12 protein-coding genes are annotated in these 23,726 nt (G+C 57.1%); 5 read left to right on the top strand and 7 right to left on the bottom strand.

Translation table 11 applies throughout. The features are described from left to right. Nucleotides 1-126 precede the first annotated feature (126 nt). Entirely contained in the window at nt 127-831 is a 705-nt protein-coding gene (locus K5845_RS13315; protein WP_287959178.1) for an FMN-dependent NADH-azoreductase, read from the top strand. 600 nt (nt 832-1,431) lie between these two features. Here the strand turns inward: K5845_RS13315 and K5845_RS13310 are convergent. The 7 genes from K5845_RS13310 to K5845_RS13280 form a co-directional block, all read right to left on the bottom strand. Next, the gene (locus K5845_RS13310; RefSeq protein ID WP_287959177.1) at nt 1,432-3,033 is read right to left on the bottom strand and encodes an MFS transporter; all 1,602 of its coding nucleotides are present in this window, start codon (nt 3,031-3,033) and stop codon (nt 1,432-1,434) included. A 36-nt stretch (nt 3,034-3,069) separates the two neighbouring features. Further along, entirely contained in the window at nt 3,070-4,935 is a 1,866-nt protein-coding gene (locus K5845_RS13305) for an amidohydrolase (RefSeq protein ID WP_090226256.1), read from the bottom strand. A 158-nt stretch (nt 4,936-5,093) separates the two neighbouring features. Then, nucleotides 5,094-5,777, bottom strand: a complete 684-nt coding sequence (locus K5845_RS13300; protein WP_287959176.1) for a hydrolase — start codon at nt 5,775-5,777, stop codon at nt 5,094-5,096. 293 nt (nt 5,778-6,070) lie between these two features. Continuing rightward, nucleotides 6,071-6,532, bottom strand: coding sequence for an Rrf2 family transcriptional regulator (locus K5845_RS13295; RefSeq protein ID WP_090226251.1), 462 nt, complete (start codon nt 6,530-6,532; stop codon nt 6,071-6,073). 60 nt (nt 6,533-6,592) lie between these two features. Further along, nucleotides 6,593-7,108: a winged helix-turn-helix domain-containing protein gene (locus K5845_RS13290; RefSeq protein WP_244512343.1), complete on the bottom strand. Its 516-nt coding sequence runs from the start codon at nt 7,106-7,108 to the stop codon at nt 6,593-6,595. A gap of 72 nt (nt 7,109-7,180) precedes the next feature. Continuing rightward, on the bottom strand, nt 7,181-8,377 hold the full coding sequence (locus K5845_RS13285) for a TonB-dependent receptor (protein ID WP_353736548.1): 1,197 nt from the start codon (nt 8,375-8,377) through the stop codon (nt 7,181-7,183). Nucleotides 8,378-8,413: 36 nt separating this feature from the next. Beyond that, complete coding sequence (locus K5845_RS13280) at nt 8,414-9,349, bottom strand: TonB-dependent receptor plug domain-containing protein (protein WP_287959175.1); 936 nt, start codon at nt 9,347-9,349, stop codon at nt 8,414-8,416. Nucleotides 9,350-9,864: 515 nt separating this feature from the next. On the opposite strand from K5845_RS13280, the gene K5845_RS13275 reads away from it, so the two are divergent. From K5845_RS13275 to K5845_RS13260, 4 genes are all read left to right on the top strand, one after another. After that, nucleotides 9,865-10,536: a LuxR C-terminal-related transcriptional regulator gene (locus K5845_RS13275; RefSeq protein WP_287959174.1), complete on the top strand. Its 672-nt coding sequence runs from the start codon at nt 9,865-9,867 to the stop codon at nt 10,534-10,536. Nucleotides 10,537-10,995: 459 nt separating this feature from the next. Beyond that, a complete protein-coding gene (locus tag K5845_RS13270; protein ID WP_287959173.1) occupies nt 10,996-19,875 on the top strand; it encodes a peroxidase family protein in 8,880 nt (2,959 codons plus the stop codon). 81 nt (nt 19,876-19,956) lie between these two features. Beyond that, nucleotides 19,957-21,723 carry a type I secretion system permease/ATPase gene (locus K5845_RS13265; RefSeq protein WP_046477969.1) on the top strand — a complete coding sequence of 589 codons (1,767 nt, stop codon included), beginning with the start codon at nt 19,957-19,959 and terminating at the stop codon, nt 21,721-21,723. Then, nucleotides 21,720-23,717, top strand: coding sequence for a cadherin-like domain-containing protein (locus tag K5845_RS13260; protein WP_287959172.1), 1,998 nt, complete (start codon nt 21,720-21,722; stop codon nt 23,715-23,717). The genes K5845_RS13265 and K5845_RS13260 overlap by 4 nt, the downstream gene beginning before the upstream one ends. The last annotated feature ends 9 nt before the right edge of the window (nt 23,718-23,726 follow it).

The raw sequence follows: 23,726 nt of genomic DNA, 5'->3' as shown, positions 1-23,726 counted from the left end.
TACTCCGCTCTTCATGAATCTTATTCATCATATGCATGAGAGATCGCCCTTCGCCAATAGCGGCCGCCAACACTATTCCGTTGATCAGACGAAGAAAGATACGTCTCCAACCGATGAGGCTAGCCCATGAGCACGTTGCTGAAGATCGACGCGAGCGCGCAACTCCAGGATCGATCGCTGACCCGAAAGCTGACCGCCCTTTTCGAGCGCACGTTTGTCAACGTCGCTCCCCATACGCAAGTGGTCTCACGCGATGTCGGTCAAACGCCGCCGCCTTTCATTGATCATCGCTTCATCCATGCCGCGTTTACGCTTCCGCAGGAGCGTGAAGCCTGGATGGGCGATCACCTCGCCATATCGGATGAACTGATCGATGAGGTCATCGCGGCCGATATTATCGTGATGGGTGTGCCAATGTATAATTACGGGATGCCGGCATCCTTGAAAGCGTGGTTCGATCAGGTTGCCAGGATCGGCAAGACCTTTTCCTTTGATCTCAATCGCGGAGACTTCCCGATTGAGCCCATCCTGAGCGGAAAACATCTCGTTGTGCTGTCCGCCCGCGGGGAGTTTGGCTTTGTTCCCGGCGGTGTTCGCGCTGACAAGAACGCGCTCGATCCGGCTCTGGCCGCCTGCGCCCATTATCTCGGCGTATCGTCCAAAGCGATCGAGACCGTCACGATCGAGTACCAGGAATTCAAGGATGACCGGCATCGCGCTTCAGTTGCCGAGGCGCAAACACGAACCGCCGAGATCGCTCACCGTTTGGCATCGAGTTTTGCGTTTAAGCCCTCGTCTGAACGAGGCGTTTCCCATCATTCTTGTCAGTAAGTCGACAGCCGCTCATTCTTACGGCTCTGACCACTTGGGTGGAAGTCGGCAGAACACACAATTGGCTAGCCTCTTGCACGAGCCGTAGACTGCAATGTGGAAGATGCGCATCACGCGCGGATGGCACGGCCTGAAGCAGCCGTGCCAATGTCAGGCATCGTTAGCCGAACCGCTTAGCACCCGTGGCGCACCATGCAGCGGCGAAAGCGCCAGCCGCCACCCCAACGCCAGCGGCATTCACGCCGCCACCGGCGGCAGTGGCGACGCCAGCTTCCTCCCCATTGCGCTTTTTCGAGGAGCGATGGGCGAAAGATGGTTTGCTGCGTAGTTTGTGGTTGCGATAACGGTGCGGCCTGAGCGGCGGGCATCCCGACGCATAATGAACCAGCGATCGCGATACCGGCTGCGATGGAGGTTAATCTCATCAAGAATTCTCCTTTAATGAGCCCCGGCAGCAGCAGCAACTCGTGAGCCCCAGAAAAGGTTCAATCGAACAGTAAAGATGCCTAAACTTTGATGTGAGGGGTACGCGCGATGTACCCAGAATGTGCCAAATCCCAATAGTGCAGCGGGAGACATTTCTGCTGCACTGTTGTTTCCTTAAGCTCGGATCAAATGCGTGACGACGGGCGGGTCTGAGCCACGATGCAGTGCGAGGATGCGGTCTTGTACGGCGTGGTCTGCGCCGGTCACGCGCTCGTGGTGACGCAGATGGTAGAGCCACGAAACCTCGCACCAGGTTTCGACGAACCGGGACGGGTCGGCGGCATCTTGCATGAGCGTCCAGCCATATCCCCCACCCCGTCGCCGTGCGGCCGAGAGTTCGTTCATGAGGGTGATGAAGTTGGCGCGATCTTTTTCCGCGATTTCGTAGGTCACCTGGATCATGACCGGTCCGCGATCGTGTGTGGCCTCGTCGGAAACGAGCGGTTGAGGCCAATGCATCGATGGCGTGAGGTCGAGCGTCTCACCTCGGTTGAGTTTTGCCCGCCATGTCAGTGGGATCATGAGCAACGCGCCTGCAGCCGCGACGAGGAGGGTCGTGGGAATGCCGACAAGCGTTGCAACCTTACCCCAGATCAGACTGCCCCCGGACATCGCACCAAAGAAGACGGTGAGAAAAATCGAAAGCCCGCGTGCGCGCACCCAGTTGGGCAAAGCGGTCTGCGCTGAGACCTGTAAACTTGAGAGAACAGCAATCCACGATACCCCAGCGAGCCCACAGGCGATCGCCGCAAGAATAGGATTGTCGGTGAACGAGAGGATCGCGAGGACGGCAGCGGTACCGATAGATCCCGCCGCGACCGTGATGTCTGGCCCGAACCGTGCTTTCAGTTTTGGTAGAGCGACCGCTCCGGCGACTGCGCCCGCGCCAAGGCACCCGAGAAGAATGCCATACAGAGTGGGGCCGCCCTTTAAAACGTTGCGTACGATAAGAGGAATGAGCGCCCAAAAAGCACTGGCGAAGATGAAGAAACCCAGAGCCCGAATAAGCGTCCACGCCACGGGCCGGCTGTTGAGTGCATAGCGCAGGCCGGCAACAATCGCGGAGCCGACTTGCTCAGGGGGCAACTGACTTTCAGCGATGCGCGGCTGCCGCCACCATAAAAGCGCAGCAATGATGCCGACGACACTCAGCGCATTGATAAAGAAGGGTGTCGCAAGGCCATACGCCACAATAAGAAAGCCTGCCAACGCCGGACCGATTGCGCGGCTGACGTTGATCCCCATGGAATTAAGTGCAATTGCCGCCGTCAACTCTTGCCGTGGCACGAGCTGCGGCACGACGGCCTGCCACGCCGGGGCCATGAAAGCGGCGCCCGTACCCATGATGAACGTAATGAGAAGAAGCAGTGTCGGGGTCACCATCCCGAAGCTCACAAGGAAGGCGAGAATTCCGGCAACAACTCCTAAGATCGCGTTGACGATGAGCAGCAGTTTGCGCCGGTCAACGATGTCAGCAAGCGCGCCCGCCGGATGGCCAAAGAGAAACACCGGCAACGTCGTGGCGGCCTGCACGGCCGCCACTACGAGCGGAGACGGTGACAAGTCCGTCATCAACCATCCCGCACCCACGTCATGCATCCAGGTGCCGATGTTGGACACGATGGTGGCGGTCCACAGGACGGCAAAGGCCGGTCGTGCGAGCGGGGCCCACGCCGACGGAGCCTTCGCGGATTCAGTTGTTTTCTTGGCATCCATTGCGTTGGCTCCGAATGTGAGGGTTCCACCGTCGACCTAGACCGCGAAGCAGGAGCAGCCCAACGCTCCCCAAAAGGCCTTCTTGTCCCCGACCGGGATCGGCGTGTTCCAGGCAATGCCGTGATCGTGGCCGTGGACACCGCAGCTATGACGGCATCCGTCGTGGCAGGAATGAGCGAAGTGTGTCCCCTCGCCAGCATCTGCACGTTGGGCAGGACTTGGTATCGCGCCGACCGGGCTCCACGACGGTGATGCCGGTGGTACGGGAGGCGACAGGTCCGCGTAGTTGCCTTCTCCGTAAACAACCTTGCCACCGACGATCGTGAGCACGGAATTGATCCGACGGATCTCCTCAGGCGGAACGCTCATGTAGTCGGCGGAGAGGACTGCGAGGTCCGCGTATTGCCCCTGTGCGAGCGTTCCTTTGACGTCGGCCTCGCCCGAGAACCACGCCGAACCCTTCGTCCACAGTCGCAAGGCGGTTTCACGATCGAGAACATTGTCCTCTCCGTAGAGCGGAAGGCCTCCAAGCGTCTTTCCGGTTGTTAGCCAATAAAGTGCGACCCACGGATCGTAGGAGGCAACACGCGTCGCATCGGTACCTGCACCGACCGGCAATCCAGCCGCCAGCATCTTGGAGATCGGCGGCGTGTTCCGCGCGGCTTCTGCGCCATAACGGTTGACGAAATACTCGCCCTGAAATGCCATGCGATGTTGGATCGCAATGCCGCCCCCCAACGCTTTGATGCGATCGATATTGCGATCACTGATGGTCTCTGCGTGGTCAATGATAAAGCGTGTTTCAAAGGGGGCTCGGCCGTTGACGCGTTCGAAGACCGAAAGAAAACGATCGATCGACTCGTCATATGTGGCGTGGATTCGGAACGGCCATCTGTTGGTGGCAAGCAGCTCGACAATAGGCTCGATCTCGCTTTCCATCGTGGGGACAAGGTCAGGGCGCGGTTCGAGGAAGTTTTCAAAGTCTGCGGCCGACCAAGCGAGGTTTTCACCTGCACCGTTCATGCGCAACATCGCATCACCGGCGCCGGGCTTCGTGAGCGTAAGCCAGCGTTCATAGTCATTGAGTTCGTCACCGGCTTTTTGCGCGAAGAGATTATAGGCGATGCGTACCGTCAGCTGATCGTCATCATGCAAGCGTTGAATGACATCGTAGTCCTCGGGATAGTTCTGACCGCCACCGCCAGCATCAATCACGGACGTGATGCCGAGCCGGTTCATTTCGCGCATGTAGTGGCGGGTGGAATTGATCTGATCTTCGATGGGGAGCTTGGGGCCACGCGCCAGCGTCGAATAAAGGATCAGTGCTGAGGGCTTGGCGATGAGCAGGCCCGTCGGGATTCCCTGCGAGTCCTTCTCGATAAGTCCACCGGGAGGATTGGGGGTGTTCTTGTTGATTCCGAGAACGTTGATCGCCGCTTTGTTGAGAAGCGCCTGACCGTAGAGGTGTAGAATAAAGACCGGGGTATCGGGCGCGGCCGCATTGATCTCATCCAGAGTTGGCAGACGCCGTTCTGAAAATTGAAACTCAGACCAGCCGCCGACCACACGAACCCATTGCGGTGCCGGTGTCCGTGCGGCCTGTTGCTTCAGAAGCCGCAGCGCATCGGCCACTGACGGAACACCTTCCCAGCGTAATTCCATGTTGAAGTTGAGCCCGCCGCGGATCAGGTGGGTATGGCTGTCGTTCAAGCCCGGAATGACGCGCCGGCCGTCGAGGTTGACCACCTTCGTCTTGGCACCCGCTGTGCGCATGACGTCGTCCGTTGTGCCAGCCATCTGCACGAGCCCATCCTTGATGGCGATGGCCTGCGCTTCGGGGACGTTGCGATCAAGTGTCGTGATGCGCCCATCACGCAAGATGAGGTCGGGTGCGTCTGTCATTGGCTGGCTCCACGAGGTTCGCGGTGTCACGGTGGCGAGAGCGCCCACGGAGGCGAGGCCACGAACGAAAGTGCGGCGGCGAATATTCACGGCGCGTATCCTTTTGGAAGGGCGGGCGCCGTAGCGACGCCGGCTAAAAGCTCTTCGAAAGTCGCGACTTAGGTGGCCGGAACGGGGGCAAGTGTTGGCCCATGTTTCGCGCGCTCTTCAGCCTTGTGCACCATCGTGTAAGCGTAATCGATGCCCATGCCGTAAGCACCGGAATGTTCTTTCACAACGCCGGTAACAGCATCATAGGTGTCGCGGTGCGCCCAATCACGCTGCCACTCGAGCAGGACCTGCTGCCAGGTGACAGGAACCACACCGGCCTGCACCATTCGCTGCATGGCGTAGTTGTGAGCATCGAGCGAGGTGCCGCCGGACGCATCAGCGACCATGTAGATCTCATAGTCTGCGTCATGCATTGCTGAGAGCGCGAACGTCGTATTGCACACTTCGGTCCAGAGACCGGAAACAATGACCTTGTTGCGACCGTTCTTGGCAAGTGCATCGCGCACTTTCTGGTCATCCCAGGAATTCATCGAAGTGCGTTCCAGAATGGGGTGTTCTGGAAAGACGCTCAGGAGCTCCGGGTAGGTGTGGCCGGAGAAAGATTCCGTCTCAACCGTCGTGATGATTGTCGGGAGGTTGAAGACCTTTGCAGATTTTGCAAGCGCAACGACATTGTTTTTGAGCGTTTGGCGGTCGATGCTCTGAACGCCGAAGGCCATCTGCGGCTGCTGGTCGATGAAAATCAGTTGCGAGTTCTGCGGCGTGAGCACTTCAAGCTTCTGCTTGGACATGATGTTTTCTCCCGGTGAGCGATGTGGCTAGAGCGACCGTGAATGCGTCATGCCGGCAAGCTATATCGCAGCCTATGGAGTGACAATTGTGAAAATAAAGACCAAACTGCATCCAAAATGGAACCAATAAATTTGGGGTTCAGGGCAGCATGGGGAGCGCGTGCGGTGGGACGACGGACCCCACCACGTCTGCGCACGTGTGGAGGCGAAATAGGAAGCTTCGAAAAATCATCCAGATGCGGGGGGACTGCCGCAGCTCTCCATAAGCGCAGGGGCAAGCCAACTAGAAAATATCAAGAATCGTGGCGCTGTTCTTTCAAGGTCTGTCCTCGTTGAACAAGCCTGCGGTTAAAGTCTTTGGAGAGAGATGCAAGCGTCACGGCTTCCAAGTGGGCCAGAAACACGGACTCCACTTCGAGAAAGGCGCTATTGAGCGCGCGGTTGACGGATTGCTCGACGAGACAAGCCGGCATTTCGGAGCGATGGCCCATCGCGACGAGCGTCGGTTCACCCACGGCTCTATAAATGTCGGCAAGCGTGACCTTTGTTGGATCGCAGGCGACGGTCCATCCCCCGCCATGGCCTTTCGCTGACGTCACAAATCCTTGGTCTCTGAGGCCGGCCATGATGCGGCGCACGACGACAGGATTTGTGCCCATCATCCTAGCCAGCTGTTCGGAGGTCGCCGGCTCATCAGAGCCGAGCATGTGAAGAAGAACGTGGAGGACGCCCGAAAGCTTGCTGTCTCGTTTCATGTAACTTTATATGTCGCTGTCCGAACGGATTGCAGACTGATCTCGGAAACGGGCCCAAATTTAAGCTGTCCCATCCTTTCGGAGAGCCTTGCGAATTTTGCGAATATGGGTCGCCGCAGCTTCCGCTGAGAGCTTTTGCACGGACCTGTAATGCGCAACGATTTCCCTGCCATGATCTGTCAGTTCCGCGCCGCCACCTGCTTTACCGCCATGCTTTTTGACGACGACGGGCTGCTCAAACATCTCGTTGATTTCATCGGCGAGATACCAGGCGCGCTTGTAGGACATGCCCATGGCTTTGCCCGCGGCGACAATCGAGCCGTATTTCTCGATACCCTCAAGGAGCTCCACCTTGCCGGGCCCTAGAAAGCTGCCTTCTGAGAATTTAAGGCGAATGAAAAGCTCAGGTTTTGAGACATCACCAGAGCGTGCAGGTCGCAGTGATTTCGGCACGAGATAGCCTCCCCACATGATGGCGTTGACCCGCCGATCAGAAAGCTGGGTACCGCGCCGATCACGGGTTCCCGCCCCGTGCGGGAACATCGAGATAGCATACAGGATACAACGTCGAATCACGGAAGGGAAAGGTCTCTTCAAGCCGGTCTGGAGGTCCGGCTTGAAGAGCGCGGTTTCGCGCGTGATAGCACCCTAGAACTTGGCTTTCACGTTGGCGAAAAACTGTCGACCGGGTTCCGGAAATCCTTCGGCCAGTTGATAATCTTGATCGAGTAGGTTTGTAGCGCCGATTGCCGCGGTGAAATTCTCATTGAAGGCATACTCGGCCTGCAGGTTGAGCAACGCGTACGACCCAATTTTGACGTAGTTTGGCATCGGGTTTGATGCCAAGAGCGTGCTCGTCGAGTTGGTCACCAGGCTGTTGCGATCGCTGGCGAGTTCGAGACTAGGGGTTAGCGTTAGCTTGTCCGTCGCCTGCCAAGCCAAATACAGAAATGCTTGGTGACGCGGTGTGCCTTCTGGACGCGGACCTGCCGACAGATAATCCAACTCGCGTTCGAGATATGTGTAGTTGCCGCCGATCCTGAGACCCGGCTGGATATCCCAATCGAACGAGAATTCCACACCGTAGTTCTCGCCCTTTATGTTTTGGTTCTGGATTGCATTCCTGGCGACGAAAACGGGCTGAATCGAGTTCTTCAGATCCGAATAGAAAATGGCCGAAGACAGCTTGAGCTTGTCGATAAAAATGTCGGCCCAGCCGATTTCATAGTTGATCGTCCGCTCTGGGGCGAGGTCCGGATTTGGAACCGCGAACCCAAAGCGCGTGCTGAACCGCTCGAAGACTGTTGGAAACCTTGTCCGGTCAGAGACAGACGCGTGCGCCTTGCCGGTATCGCTGAAGCTATAGATGGCCGCCGCTTGGCCATTCCAGGCATCGTTGTTCGGAGTATCGTTTTGGATGATGACGCCGTTGTCGAAATCCTCAGCTTTATGCACGACGTTTTTGTCGTAGCTGATGCCGGTCACGATATCGAGACGGCGGGTCGCGTGAAATGTGTTCTCGACGGCGAACGACCAAGTGTCTTCGATGTTATGATGCCACGGCTCACGAATGCTGCCCGGGAGATCCGGACGGCCGAGCTGGGCTTCAGCGTGATTATCGCGGCGGAAATGAACAGCACCTTTGAGTGTGTTCATTGGAATGAGGTTTGTGCCAGCTTCGAGAAATCCCCCGATGGCATAGTCATCGTAATAGCTGTCGAAAGCCCGCCCCATCGTTCGTGATGAATAGCTCGCGTCATCGTAGGTCGAAAGAAGGTTTTTGAAGGTGTTGTAGTAGGCGTTCGTCTTGACGTACGAGGCCGAACCGACTTGCGTTTTGGACAGCCACGACGTGCTTTGAATGTCCCAATAGGGCCACGTCTAATAACGCGGGCCTTGCACTTCCTGCCCAATAACATGAAGGGGCGCACTCTTCTCACCGGACTGCGACGTATAACTGAGGCTGTACTCATCGGTCGCGTTCGGCGTGTAGCCGGCCTTGACGTTGATGCGCCAGTCACGGATATCCGAGTGTTCGCGGTCCCCGCCATTCTCGTTGGCGAGGTTGATGGGCGTGAATCTGTCTGACAAATTCCAGTGGTCCTGATCGAGAATCGTCCCAGAAATTTGCGCGTAGTATTCGTCCTGGCGTGTGCCGGCGTAGCCGTAGCTGTTCCATGCATTGAGCGAACCGGAGTTGCCGTTCAACACCGCCCCCAAGCGGGCTTCTGTTTCCATGGCTTTCGTCGGCTTCCGAGAGACGAGATTGATCGCACCGCCCATGCCGCCGGGACCGTTCAAGACCGACACGTAGCCTTTCTGCACTTGTACTTCGGCAAGGTCAGACGTGAGAAAGCGGTTGAAGTCGAGGCGATTGTCGGCTGGCAGATAAATGCGCACACCATCGATGGATAATGGAACGCGAAGCCGGTCGAAGCCTCGCACGGATATATCGCGCTCGTTTCGGCTGCCCCCGGTGTTTTGCATCGTAACGCCGGGCAAAATGCTGACGGCCTGATCGAGCGAGTTTTTGTTGAAGGTCCACATCGCCTCGTTGGTGATGGTGCTGCCTCCGATGGCATCCAGCTGCCCGAGTGTGAAGACACCGACGGCACCTCTGCCCGAACCGCTCGAGGCTGGCAGAGGGCCGATGGGTGCTCCGTCGACATCGGTCACAGATGGAGCGGGTGCAACCTTGCGAACGGGCTTGGAGAGGGCCTGCGATGGGGACACCACAACTATAGGTGGGAGCACTGTGGCGTCGGAAGCTGTCACGTCGGCGCCGGGTGTCGGAGCGGCGTCTTGAGCAAAAACCACGGAAGATTCAAACGCTATGACAGCACAAGCAAAGGGCGCGATACGCCTCGTTCTAATCACTGATGTTCCCTCCCACATGAACGAGTATTACGCCAACGTTATAGCCGTTAAGCTATATAGCTAGTCAAACAATAATGCGCAAAAAGGCCTCACGTTGCGCCATGCGTGGCGCAAATGAGTCCATCAATATATCCTATCGAATATGTTGAATGAGTGCGGCGGCGACGGCGTTAATCCAGTCCATGGTCGGGATTGCCGGCTCGCATCTGAGGTTGAAGAAGGAGTGTCGAAGATTATCTACAGCACAAGGAAGATCAGCTTAAAAATTATGCAAAGGAACGTTCGCATTGAGCAATCTATCCGGCGTATGAGCCGGACGGCAATAAAGTCAATAGATAGAAACGCATGAGATCAACGAGCGATGCTGGGTTAATCAAACGCTAAAAAGATAGTTTGCCGCTTCACAACATTGTGAGTATTATGTTAATTCCAACACGGATGTGTGGAGCATTGAGGTGTCAAAAATTTCTGTGGCGTTTATCGACGGTCATCCGATTATGATGGATGGCCTTATTAGTGCATTTTCTCGAGTTCAAGATTTTCAGGTTGTAGCAAGGGGAACTTCCGCAGCCGACGCGGTGAATAGCGCCGTTGTGCATAAACCGGACGTTCTCGTGCTGGACTTAAATATTGACGGCAACGCATATGAAGCGATGTCGAAAATCAACGGGAAATGTCCAAATACAAAAGTCGTCGTTTTTACGGGATTGGTCGGGGTCGAGTACGCATTGCGAGCGCTTGAGCTGGGTGCGAGTGGTTTCGTTTCCAAAGGAAGCACAGCTGAAGAGCTATGCAAAGCGCTGGTCGCGGTCGTGGGCGGTGAGACCTACATCACGCAAAGGTTTGCGACACAAGTGATATCCGCGTTGCGCGATGCGTCGCTGCGCAAGCGTGCGGCAGCTGCTATCAAGCTGAGCATCCGGGAGGAGCAGATCGTCCGTTTGTTGCTGCGTGGTAAAACGAATAAAGAAATAGCAAATCAACTCGCAATCAGCGAAAAAACGGTAAAGCATTATATGACAATTCTGATGCAGAAGCTAAATGCTCGCAACAGAATTGAAGTCGTATTAGCCGCTCAGAATTTATCTGCAGAGCATAAGTACGGCCCCACAGTCTACCGGAATTGATTCCGGAATACGGCAAAAAACTATTCAATTTTATTTCTCGATGAAAAGGGAGGCCGTGCCTCCCTTTATTGGTTTGCGTGCGCCTACGGTGGAAGCACGGAACCATCATTCTCTCGCATGACAAAGTACGGGCGCGACTTGACGTTTTAAGATCTCAATTGCGGCACGCGTGCCGGCGTTCGGCGCAGCAAGGTCTACGCTGTCATAGAGAAACTCAGACGATGGTCTGGTCACCCATCAGCCTTTAGTCCGATTGGTTCCCGCCCGATGGTCCAATGTCTAGTCGGATCTTTGGTCGGACCCCAAACTGGACCCAAGTCCGAACATTGAGTCCGACCTTCTCCCCTACTTGCGCATCGATTTCCCATCCATCCTGGAGCTCATGATCGCAGGTCTGTCTGCAGACCGCATTGCTGTCGGCATCGTCGACAGCTTCAACCGTTGCCGATGGAGACCGAGATGGGCGTCACGTTGAATCAGCATGATCTGGAATTCATCCTGAAGCAGATCAAGATCGCCGAAGCGCATTCTAATGGTGCGGCCCTAACGGAGATCCGTCTCGACGCGAACGGCAACGTGATCACAGACCCAGCCCTGTACGGGCCAGATGGCGTCTATCTTGGCGACCCCGCCGCGCCGCGCGCGATACCTGATCCGAAAACACCGTTCGGTCTGCGTACAGTCGATGGCAGCTATAACAACCTCGTTGAAGGACGCGAACTTTGGGGTGCTGCGGACCAGGTCATGCCGCGCATGCTTGAAGGAAGCTTCCTCGATGACCAGGACGGTGATCAAATGCCGCTTGGTCCTCCGGGCGGGCCAGTCGTCACGAACACCGATTACGGGCAACCGGGTAACGTTGCTGACGCAGATCCCCGGATCATCTCAAACTTGATCGTCGACATGAGCGTCAACAACCCGGCTGCCATTGTGGCCTGGTTCAACAATGAATTGGCTACAGCTGCATTTATCGAGAAATACGGCAAGGAGCCGGCTGCACCGGGTACTCTGGATGTACCGGCGGTGGACGGCATCGTTGAGACTGCGACCCACCGGGAGATCACGAATGAAGATCTTTCGTTGATTCCCAACATAGCGCCCGACGAGGGTATTTCCGCATCGTTCAACGGCTGGATGACGTTCTTCGGCCAGTTTTTTGATCACGGTCTCGACCTGATCACGAAGAGCGACAACGGTACGGTCTTCATTCCCCTAAACGAAGACGATCCGCTCGTGCTCGGCGCGGACGGCGTGTTGGGCACCGCCGACGACTTGCCCACTCACTTGCGCTTCATGGCGCTCACACGCGCTCAACCTGTCGAAGGACCCGACGGGGAGGTCAACCACGTCAACACGACGACGCCATTTGTCGATCAGAACCAGACGTATACCTCGCACGCGTCGCATCAGGTCTTCTTGCGTGAGTATGCGATCGTCGACGGAGTACCCGTTGCCACCGGCCGCTTGCTGAACGGCGAGAATGGCGGGCTCCCCACGTGGGGCGACGTCAAGGCCCAGGCTCTAGAGAAGCTTGGGATCGTTCTGAGCGACATCGACGTCTTGAATGTCCCGCTCCTGCGTACGGACGCCTACGGTGAGTTCATTCGCGGCGCAGATGGATTCCCGCAGGTTATCGTCGGCATTGGCGCAGACGGCATTCCAAATACGTCAGACGACATCGTCGCGAGCGCAACCGTTGACATAAATGGCATCGTCCAGCCCGTCGTCATTGCAGATGTGAACGGTGGCCTGGGCCCGGTACGCACAGCGCACGCATTCCTCGATGATATCGCGCACAACGCAGCGCCCGGAATGTTTGACAGCAACGGCGATGGTGTCCCGGATAGCATGAAGGTCGCTGACAGCGACACCGATGTCAGTGGACCTGCGGACGCCCAACCAGCCGGAACCTACGATGATGAACTTCTCGATCGCCACTTCATCACCGGCGATGGGCGTGGAAACGAGAACATTGCTCTGACCGCAGTCCATCACGTATTCCACTCGGAACATAACCGCCAAGTAGCGCTCAACAAGAAGACAGTTCTTGAATCGGGTGACATCGATTTCATTAACGAGTGGCTGCTGACAGATCTCACGCCAGCTGAAGTTGACGCGATTCCTACGGACCCGGCAGCGTTGGCGGCCTATGCTGAAACCCTCAATTGGGATGGCGAGCGGCTGTTCCAGATGGCGCGGTTCGCGACTGAGATGCAGTATCAGCATCTCGTGTTCGAAGAGTTCGCCCGTAAAGTGCAACCAGCCATTGATCCGTTCGTATTCAACAGCGTGACGGACATCAACCCAGCCATTTTCGCGGAGTTTGCCAACACCGTTTACCGCTTCGGCCACTCCATGCTGACGGATACGGTCGGGCGCATCTTCGTCGATGAGAACGGCCAGCCGCTGGTGGACCCCACGACGTGGGAATCCGAAGCTGATCTGGGCTTGATCGAAGCCTTTCTCAATCCCGTGGAATTTGACCAGAACGGTGCCATCAGCCACGAAGAGGCCGCAGGCGCCATTGTTCGCGGCATGACATTGGTCCACGGTAACGAGATCGACGAATTTGTCGTCGGTTCACTCCGCAACAATTTGCTTGGGCTTCCGCTCGACCTCGCAGCTATCAACATTGCACGTGCCAGGGATACGGGCGTTCCCACACTTAACGATGCGCGTGCTCAGCTCTTCGCCGCGACAGGATCTAGCTTCCTCAAGCCATATGAGAGCTGGGTAGAGTTCGCCGCAAACTTGAAGAATCCGATCTCGGTGGTCAACTTCCTGGCCGCTTACGGCACGCATGACACCATTCTTTCCGCGGGAGATAGTCTTGCGGGCCGCCGCGACGCGGCGATCAAACTTGTCTTCGGCGACCAGTCAATCACAGATCCGACAGAGCAGGCGGCTTTTGACGCTGATCGGAAAGCGTTCCTCAATAGCACCGGCTCATACAGCGCCGAGAATACGGGCCTTAACACCATCGATCTCTGGATCGGCGGTCTCGCCGAGCGGATTCTGCTGTTCGGCGGCATGCTGGGTTCGACGTTCAATGCCATCTTCGAAGCACAGCTAGAAAACCTGCAGGACGGCGATCGCTTCTACTATCTGACGCGTACCCAAGGCCTGAATTTCCTCAATGAGCTTGAGAACAATGCATTCTCAAAGCTCATCATGGCCAATACCGATCTCATTCAAGATCCCGGCCCTGATGGCATCAAAGGTACGGCTGACGACACCGTAGCCCACCACATCGGTATCGATGCATTCCTGAAGTATGACCACATCCTCGAAGTCAACCAGGCTATGCAGATCGGCGACGATCCAGTCGGAAACGATCCGGTGCTTGAGGCTCTCGGTCTCGGCAAAGTCGTTCGAGAAAATCCAAATGGATCACCTGGCAACTATCTGCGCTTCTCTGGCGGCGAGCACGTCGTGCTCGGCGGCACCAATGATGCAGACACGCTCATAGGCGACCTTGGTGACGATGCGATCTGGGGCGACGGCGGCGATGACCGTATCGAAGGTGGCCAGGGCGTCGACCTCATTATGGGTGGTGCCGGTGACGACATCATCACGGACGAAGGCGATACCGGAGACTTTATCAAGGGCGATGAAGGCGACGACGTAATCGCCAATTCGAACGGTTTGGACATCCTTATGGGTGGCGACGGCAAGGACGTATTCTTTGTCGGCGTGGACGATACCGAAGTGTTCGGTGGTGAAGGTGACGATTTCATCGTTGGTGGCGATGGCGTCGACTTCCTGTTGGGCAACGAGGGCGATGACTGGATCGAAGGCGGCGGCGGCTTCGATACGATCGCTGGCGACAACTCGGAGCTCTTCTTTAACTCGACCATCCTTGGCCACGACGTCATGTTCGCCGGATCCGACGAGCAGGATTTCGACGCTGAATCCGGCGACGACATCATGGTCCAGGGCGAAAGCGTTATGCGTAACGAAGGCATGTTCGGCTTCGACTGGTCGACCTTCCAAGGTTCGCAGATCGACGGCTACGCCGATATGCGCATCAAGATCTTCACCACGGAGCAGCAAGACATCCTACGCAACCGCTTCGACAAGGTTGAAGCGCTGTCGGGTTGGGAGCGAAATGACACGCTGATCGGTGATGATCGCGTTGCCGCACTGCCGGATGGTGAGGGTGGCATCGAAGGCAACACGACAGCGGCGAATGAAGCGGTCTTCTTCAACGACGAACTGACCCAAGCTGGTGTCAACCGCATCGATGGATTGCGCGAACTGCTTGGCAATCTAATCGACGCAGCACCGCCTGGCGCGACTGCGGCAGAACTCGAAGAGATGATCGCATTCAACAGCGGCAACATTCTCTTAGGCGGCGGCGGTAGCGACATTCTTGAAGGCAACGGCGGCGACGACGTCCTCGATGGCGACAAGTGGCTGAACGTTCGCATCAGGATCACGGGCAACGGTCAGGAGAACTTGGCGGAAAATGAAATCGCCACGGTGACGAGCCTAAAACATACGTTTACGGATGATTTCGCGATCGTGGCTTGGCAGGGCAAATCACTCTTCGATTTGCTCATCGCACGGGAGATCAGGCCGAACCAATTGCACATCGTCCGTGAAATTCTCGATGGCGGCCAAGAGGGTGATGTTGACGTCGCCGTCTTCAACGACGACTTGGCGAATTACACGATCACCTACAACGACGATGGCAGCATAACCGTCACCCACGTCACTGTGACGGCTGAGATCGATCCGGCAACGGGAACCAACATCGTTTCCGACGGTGTTGATACCTTGCGCAACATCGAGATCCTTCGCTTCCGGGATCAGGACGTACAGGTAAGCCAGCCGGCCACGGGTGTTCCAGTCATCAGCGATCTCACGCCGACCGAAGGGCAGACGTTGACGGTGGACACTAGCGCCATTCAGGATCCTGATGGTCTGGGGCCGTTCTCCTTCCAGTGGCAGGTTTCCGAGGATAATGGCACGACCTGGGTCGATATCCCTGCTGGGCTCGGAGGGACCAGCGCGTCGTTCACGCCGAATGAAGGTGTACTCGGATTTGGAAGTCAGGTCGGCGATATCCTTCGTGTGGCCGTCAGCTTCACTGATGGGTCAGGCGAGCTCGAAACAGTCTTCTCAGAACCAACCGGTGTCGTCGGTGACAATTGGAACGCTGTGCCCTTCCTGGCGAATACGTTCAACGGAACGGCGGGTGATGACATCGCAACCGGAACGAACGGGTTGTTCAATATCGGTGCTCTTGGCGGCGCCGATACGTTGAACGGCAACGCCGGCGATGACATTTTGAGCGGTCTCGGTGGAAACGACACGCTCAATGGTGGAGAAGGTAACGATACGCTCAACGGCGGTGGCGGAACGGACGTCGCTGTCTATTCTGGTAGCGTTGAAAATTATGCCTTCTCGCTAAACGGTGCCAACCAGCTCACCGTGACGGACACCGTCGGTGCGGAAGGCACGGACACGCTGACCAGTATTGAGCAGCTCCGTTTCGCAGGCACGACCTACACCTTGTTTAACGGTACAAACGGTGGCGCGACCACGGGCGGTACTGGCGGCTCAGATATCCTGCTGGGACATGGTGGTGTCGATACCCTGAATGGTAACAATGGTGCGGACGTCCTGGTTGGAGGCGCAGGCAACGACACGGTCAATGGCGGCGGCGGCGACGACCTGACGCTTTGGCGTGTCGGCGATGGCCGGGATTTCGTGAACGGTGGTGCGGCCACGGACACAGTCCACATCACCGGCGATCAGACCGCGGAAACTTTCCGTATCTATTCGCGAGCTGAAGCGTTGGCAGCGGGCATGACCGGGCTTAATGCCGCCACGGAAATTGTCATCACCCGTAACGGCACCGATAACGCATCGATTATCGCCGAACTCGACAACATCGAAGAGATCCACATCACGGGAGCTGGCGGCGGCGACACGTTCATCCCGATCGGAGACTTTACTCCAACGAGCCTGAGTACCAGCACGATCACAATTGATGGTACGCCTGGGGATGACACAATCGACATGTCGACCCTAAGTTCGGCCCATCGGATTGTGTTCAAGTCGAACGGCGGGAACGATACGATCCTCGGCATGATGCGTCCGCAGGATGTAATCGAACTGCCGCCGGGCGCAAATCCATCCGACTATAACATCGTCGATAACGGCGACGGCACCGTGACGATGTCGAATGGCAGTAATTCGATCACCTTCTCGGATGACAACATCACGCAGGTCGTTCCCGGTGGTTCGGGTCAGGGCAACTTTACGCTCACTGAGAGCGACCTGGCGGGACTTAAGGCTCTGGTCAACGGACTAGAAATTCCTGGTGACGACGATTCCGTTCCTGGCGTACGCACCGTATCGGGTCATGGCAACAACATCGCCAACCCCGATTGGGGCGCAGCAGACGAGCCGTTCATTCGGCTTACCGGAGCTCGCTATGGAGATCCCGATGCCGATGGAAATCGCGCGATCAACCCGATCTTCGATGGCCTCGATCCGCGCTCCATCAGCAACATCCTGGGTGAACAGGAAGCCAATCTGCCGAAAGCTCAGGATGCCAACATCTTCTTCATGGCATTCGGTCAGTACTTTGATCACGGCCTCGACTTCATCCCGAAGGGTGGGAATGGGATCATCGAGATTGGCGGCCCCGGCGCCGAGCGCGCACCAGGCACGGACAACCCGGCCGACCTCACGCGAGGCACGGTTGCTGGATTCGACGAGAACGGCGTGCCAATTCACATCAACAAGACGTCGCCTTACGTCGATCAGAACCAAGCCTATGGCTCACATGAACTCGTCGGACAATTCTTGCGCGAGGGCGACGGTTCAGGCGGTTTGGGTAGCCACCTGCTCGCAGGAGGACCAGATCCGTCGGCACCAGAGTTCAATCTCCTCCCCACCCTGCGTGAGCTGATCCAGCATCACTGGGAAAACAACACTATCTTCTATTCGGACTCCTTGCCGAACGGATCGATAGCTTTCCGGGATTACTATACCGACTATCCATTGGAAGGCGGTGCCACTGGCACGCTGCTTAATGCAGAAGGTGCCTTCGATCCGATGGTCGTTTCATCTATCGCCTCCAATTTCATGGGCAGTGGCCACTCCTTGCTGCTGGACACGAACCCCTTCATCAATCTGCTGGATCACTACGTCGCCGGCGATGGGCGCGCGAACGAAAACTTCGCCCTAACCTCGATGCATACGATCTGGGCTCGTAACCACAACTTCCACGTTGAAAATCTCGAAGCACATGGCTTTGAAGGCACGCCGGAAGAAGTGTTCCAGGCTGCCAAGATGATGAACGAAGCGGAATATCAGCGTGTCGTCTTTGACGAATTCGCAGACACCCTGCTTGGTGGTATGCGAGGATCAGGATCGCACGGACACGACGGGTACAACCCGCAGGCCGACGCAGGCATCTCTCACGAGTTTGCTGCCGCAGCGTATCGGTTCGGCCACTCACTCATCGGTCAAACCATGACGGTCATCGATGAGAACGGCCAACCTACGCAGGTTGCCCTGTTCGATGCGTTCCTCAATCCGAGCAATGAAAGCGGTGTGTTTGCCGGACCATTGCCTCCAGGCTACGTGCCTCAGCCAGGTTACGAACAGTTAGGCGTCGACTCCATTCTGGGCGGTATCGTTCAACAGCCCGCTGAAGAAGTTGACTTCAACATCGTCGATGCAGTGCGGAACGATCTCGTGCGCATCAACGCGGATCTCTTCTCCTTCAACGTCGCACGCAGCCGTGACCTTGGCCTGGGTACGCTCAACCAGATCCGAGCGGATCTTATGATGTCCCAGAACCCATACGTCATGGAGGCGGTTGGGTTCGCAGGTGATCTGTCGCCGTATACGTCCTGGGAAGACTTCCAGGCCCGAAACGGACTGAGCGATGTGGTCATCGCGCAATTTAAGGAGGCATATCCGGATCTCGTTTTGTCACCTGAGGAGGTTGCGGCCTTCCAGGAGGTCAACCCGAATATCCAGCTTCTGGATGGTGCGAATGGATCCAAGGTTGTCAAAGGAATAGATCGCCTCGACGTGTGGGTTGGTGGGCTGGCCGAGAAGCACATCAATGGCGGTGTCGTCGGACAAACCTTCTGGGTCGTGATTCATGAGCAACTTGACCGTCTGCAGGAGGGCGATCGCTTCTACTACACCGATCGTTTCGACAACTTCGACTTCTACGAGACCTTCATCGATGGTCAGGAGTTCTCAGACATCATCGCGCGCAACACGGGGCTGACCGGCCTGCCGGAGCACATTTTCGAAGTCGATGATGAAGATAACGGGACCGACACCGGAACGGGTGATGGCACCGGTACTGACACTAACAACAATGATGACGACACCACCGGTAGCGGTGATGACGACGACAGTGAAACTGTTGACGATAACGACGACGTACAGACTCCCGCTCCCACGGCACACATCGGTGGCGAGGGTACGGATGTCCTGACCGGTACGTCGGGCGCTGACACGCTGCTTGGTTTCGGCGGTGATGATGTTATCTCGGGTGGCGCTGGCGCTGATATTATCAGAGGTGATAGCGGCAACGACCTCCTGAGCGGCGAAGACGGGCGGGACGTCATATTCGGCGGCATCGGCGATGATGACATCTTCGGTGGCAAGGGCGCCGATATGCTCTACGGCGATGATGGTAACGACCACATCTTCGGCGGTGCAGGCGGCGACCTCATTCAGGGCGGTGCTGGCAACGACACCGTTTTCGCGGGAGCTGGTGACGACCGGATCGTCGCAAATGCAGGTGACGGAAACGACACCTACTACGGTGACGAGATGTCGGGCGGAACGGGTAATGACACCCTCGACATGAGCGCGGTCTCGGCCGACGCGACCGTCGATCTCGGCAGTGGCTTCATGGGTATCGGCAGCGCGTTCAGTGCTGACAGCGGCCAAGATACGCTCTGGGGCATCGAGAATGTCGTAACGGGTTCTGGTGACGACGTCATTACCGCAAGCAGCGCCGCCAACGTGATGGACGGTGGAGCTGGAGCCGATACGTTCCGCTTCTTGTCTGGAGGTGACGCCGACGGCGACACGATTATGAGCTTCCAGCCCGGAGACAAAATTGATCTGAGCGCAATCGACGCCAATGGTGGCTCAGCTGGCAACCAGTCGTTCACCCTCGTGTCCGGTGCATTCACCGGTGCCAGCGGGGAATTGCTGGTCAGCTATGAAACGAGAGACGGTGAGGAATTCACCGTCGTGGAAGGCAACACCAGCGGCGGCACCGATTCTGACTTCAAGATCAGCATAAAGGGAACGCAGAACCTCACCGAGAGCGACTTCGATCTGTAACGCCTGTTGCCCGCGGGCTCGGCGAGAGCCGGCCCGCGGGAGAGTTCTCGCATAGGCAGTCAACCCGAGGAATAGTTCTCCATGCGCTCCGAGGCTGCGAAGTCAGCGAATAAAAGAAAACAGGCCGAACAACTCACGCAAGGGTTTCGCGGCATACTCGTTTTCCTGTTCGTCATGTCCGGGATCATCAACATCCTGGCCCTGACCGGCGCTTTCTACATGCTGCAGATCTACGACCGCGCGTTGACGAGCGGCAGCATTCCAACTCTGGTCGCGATATCTGCAGTTGCGATCGGTCTTTATCTCTTCCAGGGAATGTTCGACATCATCCGTTCGCAGATCCTCGTTCGGATTGGTGCGCGGCTCGACAAGAACATCGCTCCGATCGCTCATCAGGTGGCAATAGACATGCCACGCTTCGGCTTTTCGACGGCCGAAGCACTCGAACGCGGACGCGACGTTGATACGGTGCGCGGCTTTCTGGGAAGTCAGGGACCACTAGCCCTCTTCGATCTGCCTTGGATGCCCGTATTTCTTGTCTTCGTTTATATGCTGCATCCCTATCTCGGCGCCCTGACGATTGGTGGCGCTGCAGTCTTGGCGCTCCTGACGATCCTTGCTGAGATCCTCACCCGTCGCTTGACCAAGTCAACGCAGCAGGCTGTCGTGGCGCGCAATGCGGTAGCCGATTCCAACGCGCGCAATGCCGAGATCCTGAAGGCTATGGGCTTCGCGAAACGAGCGGTCGCACGCTTCAACGAGGCGAACGACGAGCATCTCGAACTGCAAACGCGGGCCACCGACATCAGCGGCACGTTCAGCGCAATATCGCGGGTATTGCGGATGCTTCTGCAGTCCGCCGTCCTCGGTCTGGGCGCGCTTTTGACCATTAATGGAGATCTGACGGCAGGCGCGATTATTGCGGCTTCTGTCGCGTCTGCGAGAGCATTGGCTCCGATCGATTTGGCAATCGCAAACTGGAAGAATGTGGTCGCGGCGCGTGCTGCGTTCGGACGTTTGAAAGAGACGGTTGTTTCGCTCGCGGGAGCGGCACCGAGGATGGCTCTGCCGGATCCAACAAAATCGCTCAAGATCGAAAATGTCACCGTGGCGGCGCCAGCGGTAGGCCGCGTGCTGCTCAGCGAGGTTAGCTTAGAGCTCAAAGCCGGAGACGCACTCGGCATCATCGGCCCCAGCGGTGGCGGCAAGACGACGCTGGCCCGGGCGCTCACCGGACTTTGGCCTGTGCTTCGCGGGAATGTTCGGCTCGACGATGCTGATTTATCCCAGTGGGATGACGAAGCGTTGGGGCGTCATATCGGATACCTGCCGCAGGACGTCGCACTGTTGGATGCCACGATCGGTGAAAACATTTCGCGACTGAATCCCGATGCCGATCCTTCGGAGATCGTCGCAGCAGCGCGTGCTGCCGGCGTTCATGAGATGATTGTGCGGATGCCGGATGGCTACCAGACCCAACTTGGGCCGCAAGGGGCATCGCTATCGGGCGGCCAGCGTCAACGCATCGGGCTCGCGCGCGCGCTGTTCGGCAACCCATTCCTGGTGATTCTCGACGAACCGAATTCGAATCTGGACGGCGAAGGCGAGGCGGCACTCACCCTGGCGATGCGAAGCGTGCGCGAGCGCGGCGGCATTGTGATTGTGATAGCTCATCGCCCAAGTGCCTTGGCCGCCGTCGATTTGGTGGCTGTCGTTCAAAATGGTCGCGTGACGTCCTTCGGTCGAAAGGAAGATGTTGTCGCGAAATTTGTTCCACGCAGCGTAAACACCGATCCGCAGCCCGTCGAAAAGCCGCTAGAGCGGCAAGCGCAAAGGGTGCCGGCATGATCGAAATCAAGGGTACGAAGACATCACCCCAAGAGAATGATCCTCACGAGCGTTATGTCCATAAGAGCATGGACAAGAACTCAAAGACGCCAGCGTATGTCGTGGTGCTACTCGCTGCCGTAGGGCTCTACCTCAAGTCAATCTTCCCGAGTGCGAGTAAGACGCAGGAAGATCCCCCGGCCGACACCCCTCCTGAGCAGGACGAAACGGAACTCGCAACCTCACAAACCACGACAGGTCAGGTCGCAGGCACGCCCACCGGAGAAAACACCGAGAAGGTGGGATCGAGCACGTCCTTGGCAGTGCTGGATTTGCCGCGTCCATTAAGTTTCACGCTATCTGAGTCTCCAGCATTTCAGTTTATGGATCCTTCACCGAAACTAGAGTGGTTCTCGCCGAAGACCATTATTTTCCAACCGGTAGCGGCCAACGACAACCCCAATGTGAGTGGCAAGATCTTCGCCTCGGGAGGCAGTGGTATTGGAGGTGGCGGGGGCGGCTCCATTTCGACACCCGGATCATCTGGACCTGATGGTGGTAGCGATACGGAAACAGGTAGCGGTCCTGGTGCCGGTAACGGTGGGTCGCAACAGGCCAACAGAGCACCCCGTTTGAGCGGTCCGGTCTACCTGATGGATATCGCGAGTTGCGCCACGCTGGCAATCGGCCTCAGCGACCTCCTGCGCAATGCCGTCGATCCAGACAACGATCCGTTGACGGTTCAGAATCTGCAGGTATCAACAGGAACCTTGAAGCCTCTTGAGAACGGCTGGCTGTTCGAGACGGACACGTTTGAACTTGGTCCGGTGATCGTCTCGTATGCGGTCAGTGACGGCCAGTTCGCCGTTGAGCAATTTGCGTATTTCTGGGTGGTCAAAGAGGCTCCGATCATCGGGACCGATGATGCCGACATGTTGCTCGGTACGAAGTGCGCCAACGAGATCGATGGCGCGGGCGGCGATGACATCATCGACGCTGGTGCGGGCAATGACGTAATCACTGGAGGGAGCGGCAACGACCATATCGTCGCGGGCGACGGTGATGATGTCGTCTACGGCGGAACCGGCCATGACATCATATTTGCCGGCTTGGGCGACGATTATGTCTCAGGCGGCGCCGGCAATGACCGCATCTTCGGCGAAGGCGGCAGCGACGCGTTGTTTGGCGACGACGGCCATGACCTGATCTTTGGCGGCGATGGCAACGACCGGCTGTTCGGCGGAACCGGAAACGACACACTGTACGGCGGTGTCCACAATGACATCTTGTTCGGCGAGGCCGGACACGATGTGCTCCACGGCGATTCCGGCGACGACAGGATCGACGGTGGCGCAGGCAATGACGATATCCATGGTGGGGACGGCAACGATATCGTTATGGATGGCTTCGGCAACGATACCGTCGCAGCGGGCGATGGAAATGATATCTTAGTAGCGGCAAGCGACGGTGACGACGACCACTATGACGGAGGCGAAGGTTTCGACCGGCTGGATTATTCCAGCGCCACCGACATGGTGACGATTAACATCATGTCCGGTATGGCGAGTGGGGCCGAAATCGGCAGCGACAGCTTCAGTAACTTCGAGCATTTCCGCACAGGTGGTGGTGACGATCACTTCATCGTTGGCAGAAACAACGGTGTCGTCATGACCGGCGGAGATGGGAGCGACGTGTTCGAATTCAGCGCGCCAGAGAGCACCCCGTCAACATTGATGACAATCGCCTTCGAAATTACTGATTTCCAGCATGGAGACCGCTTACGGATCTCCAAACATGACTTGTTCAAGGAGGTCTTGGATGAAGTCGAGGACCGGTTCGAGAAGGTTTATGGCGAAGAGGTGGACGATGACGGCATACGCCTTCGCTACCACGATGAACGATCCGAAGAACTGGGCCACACAGTAATTGAAGCTGATCTCAATAAAGACGGTGTCTGGGAAACGACCATAGAGATCGCGGAACTGCAAGTGCTTGTCACTGTCGAAGGCGTATAGGAACACAGA

Origin of the sequence: Filomicrobium sp. (assembly GCF_025698805.1) — a bacterium.
GTDB classification, from domain to species: Bacteria; Pseudomonadota; Alphaproteobacteria; order Rhizobiales; family Hyphomicrobiaceae; genus Filomicrobium; species Filomicrobium insigne.
Note: the sequence above shows the minus strand (reverse complement) of the source record. Positions and strands in the feature narration are given on the sequence as shown.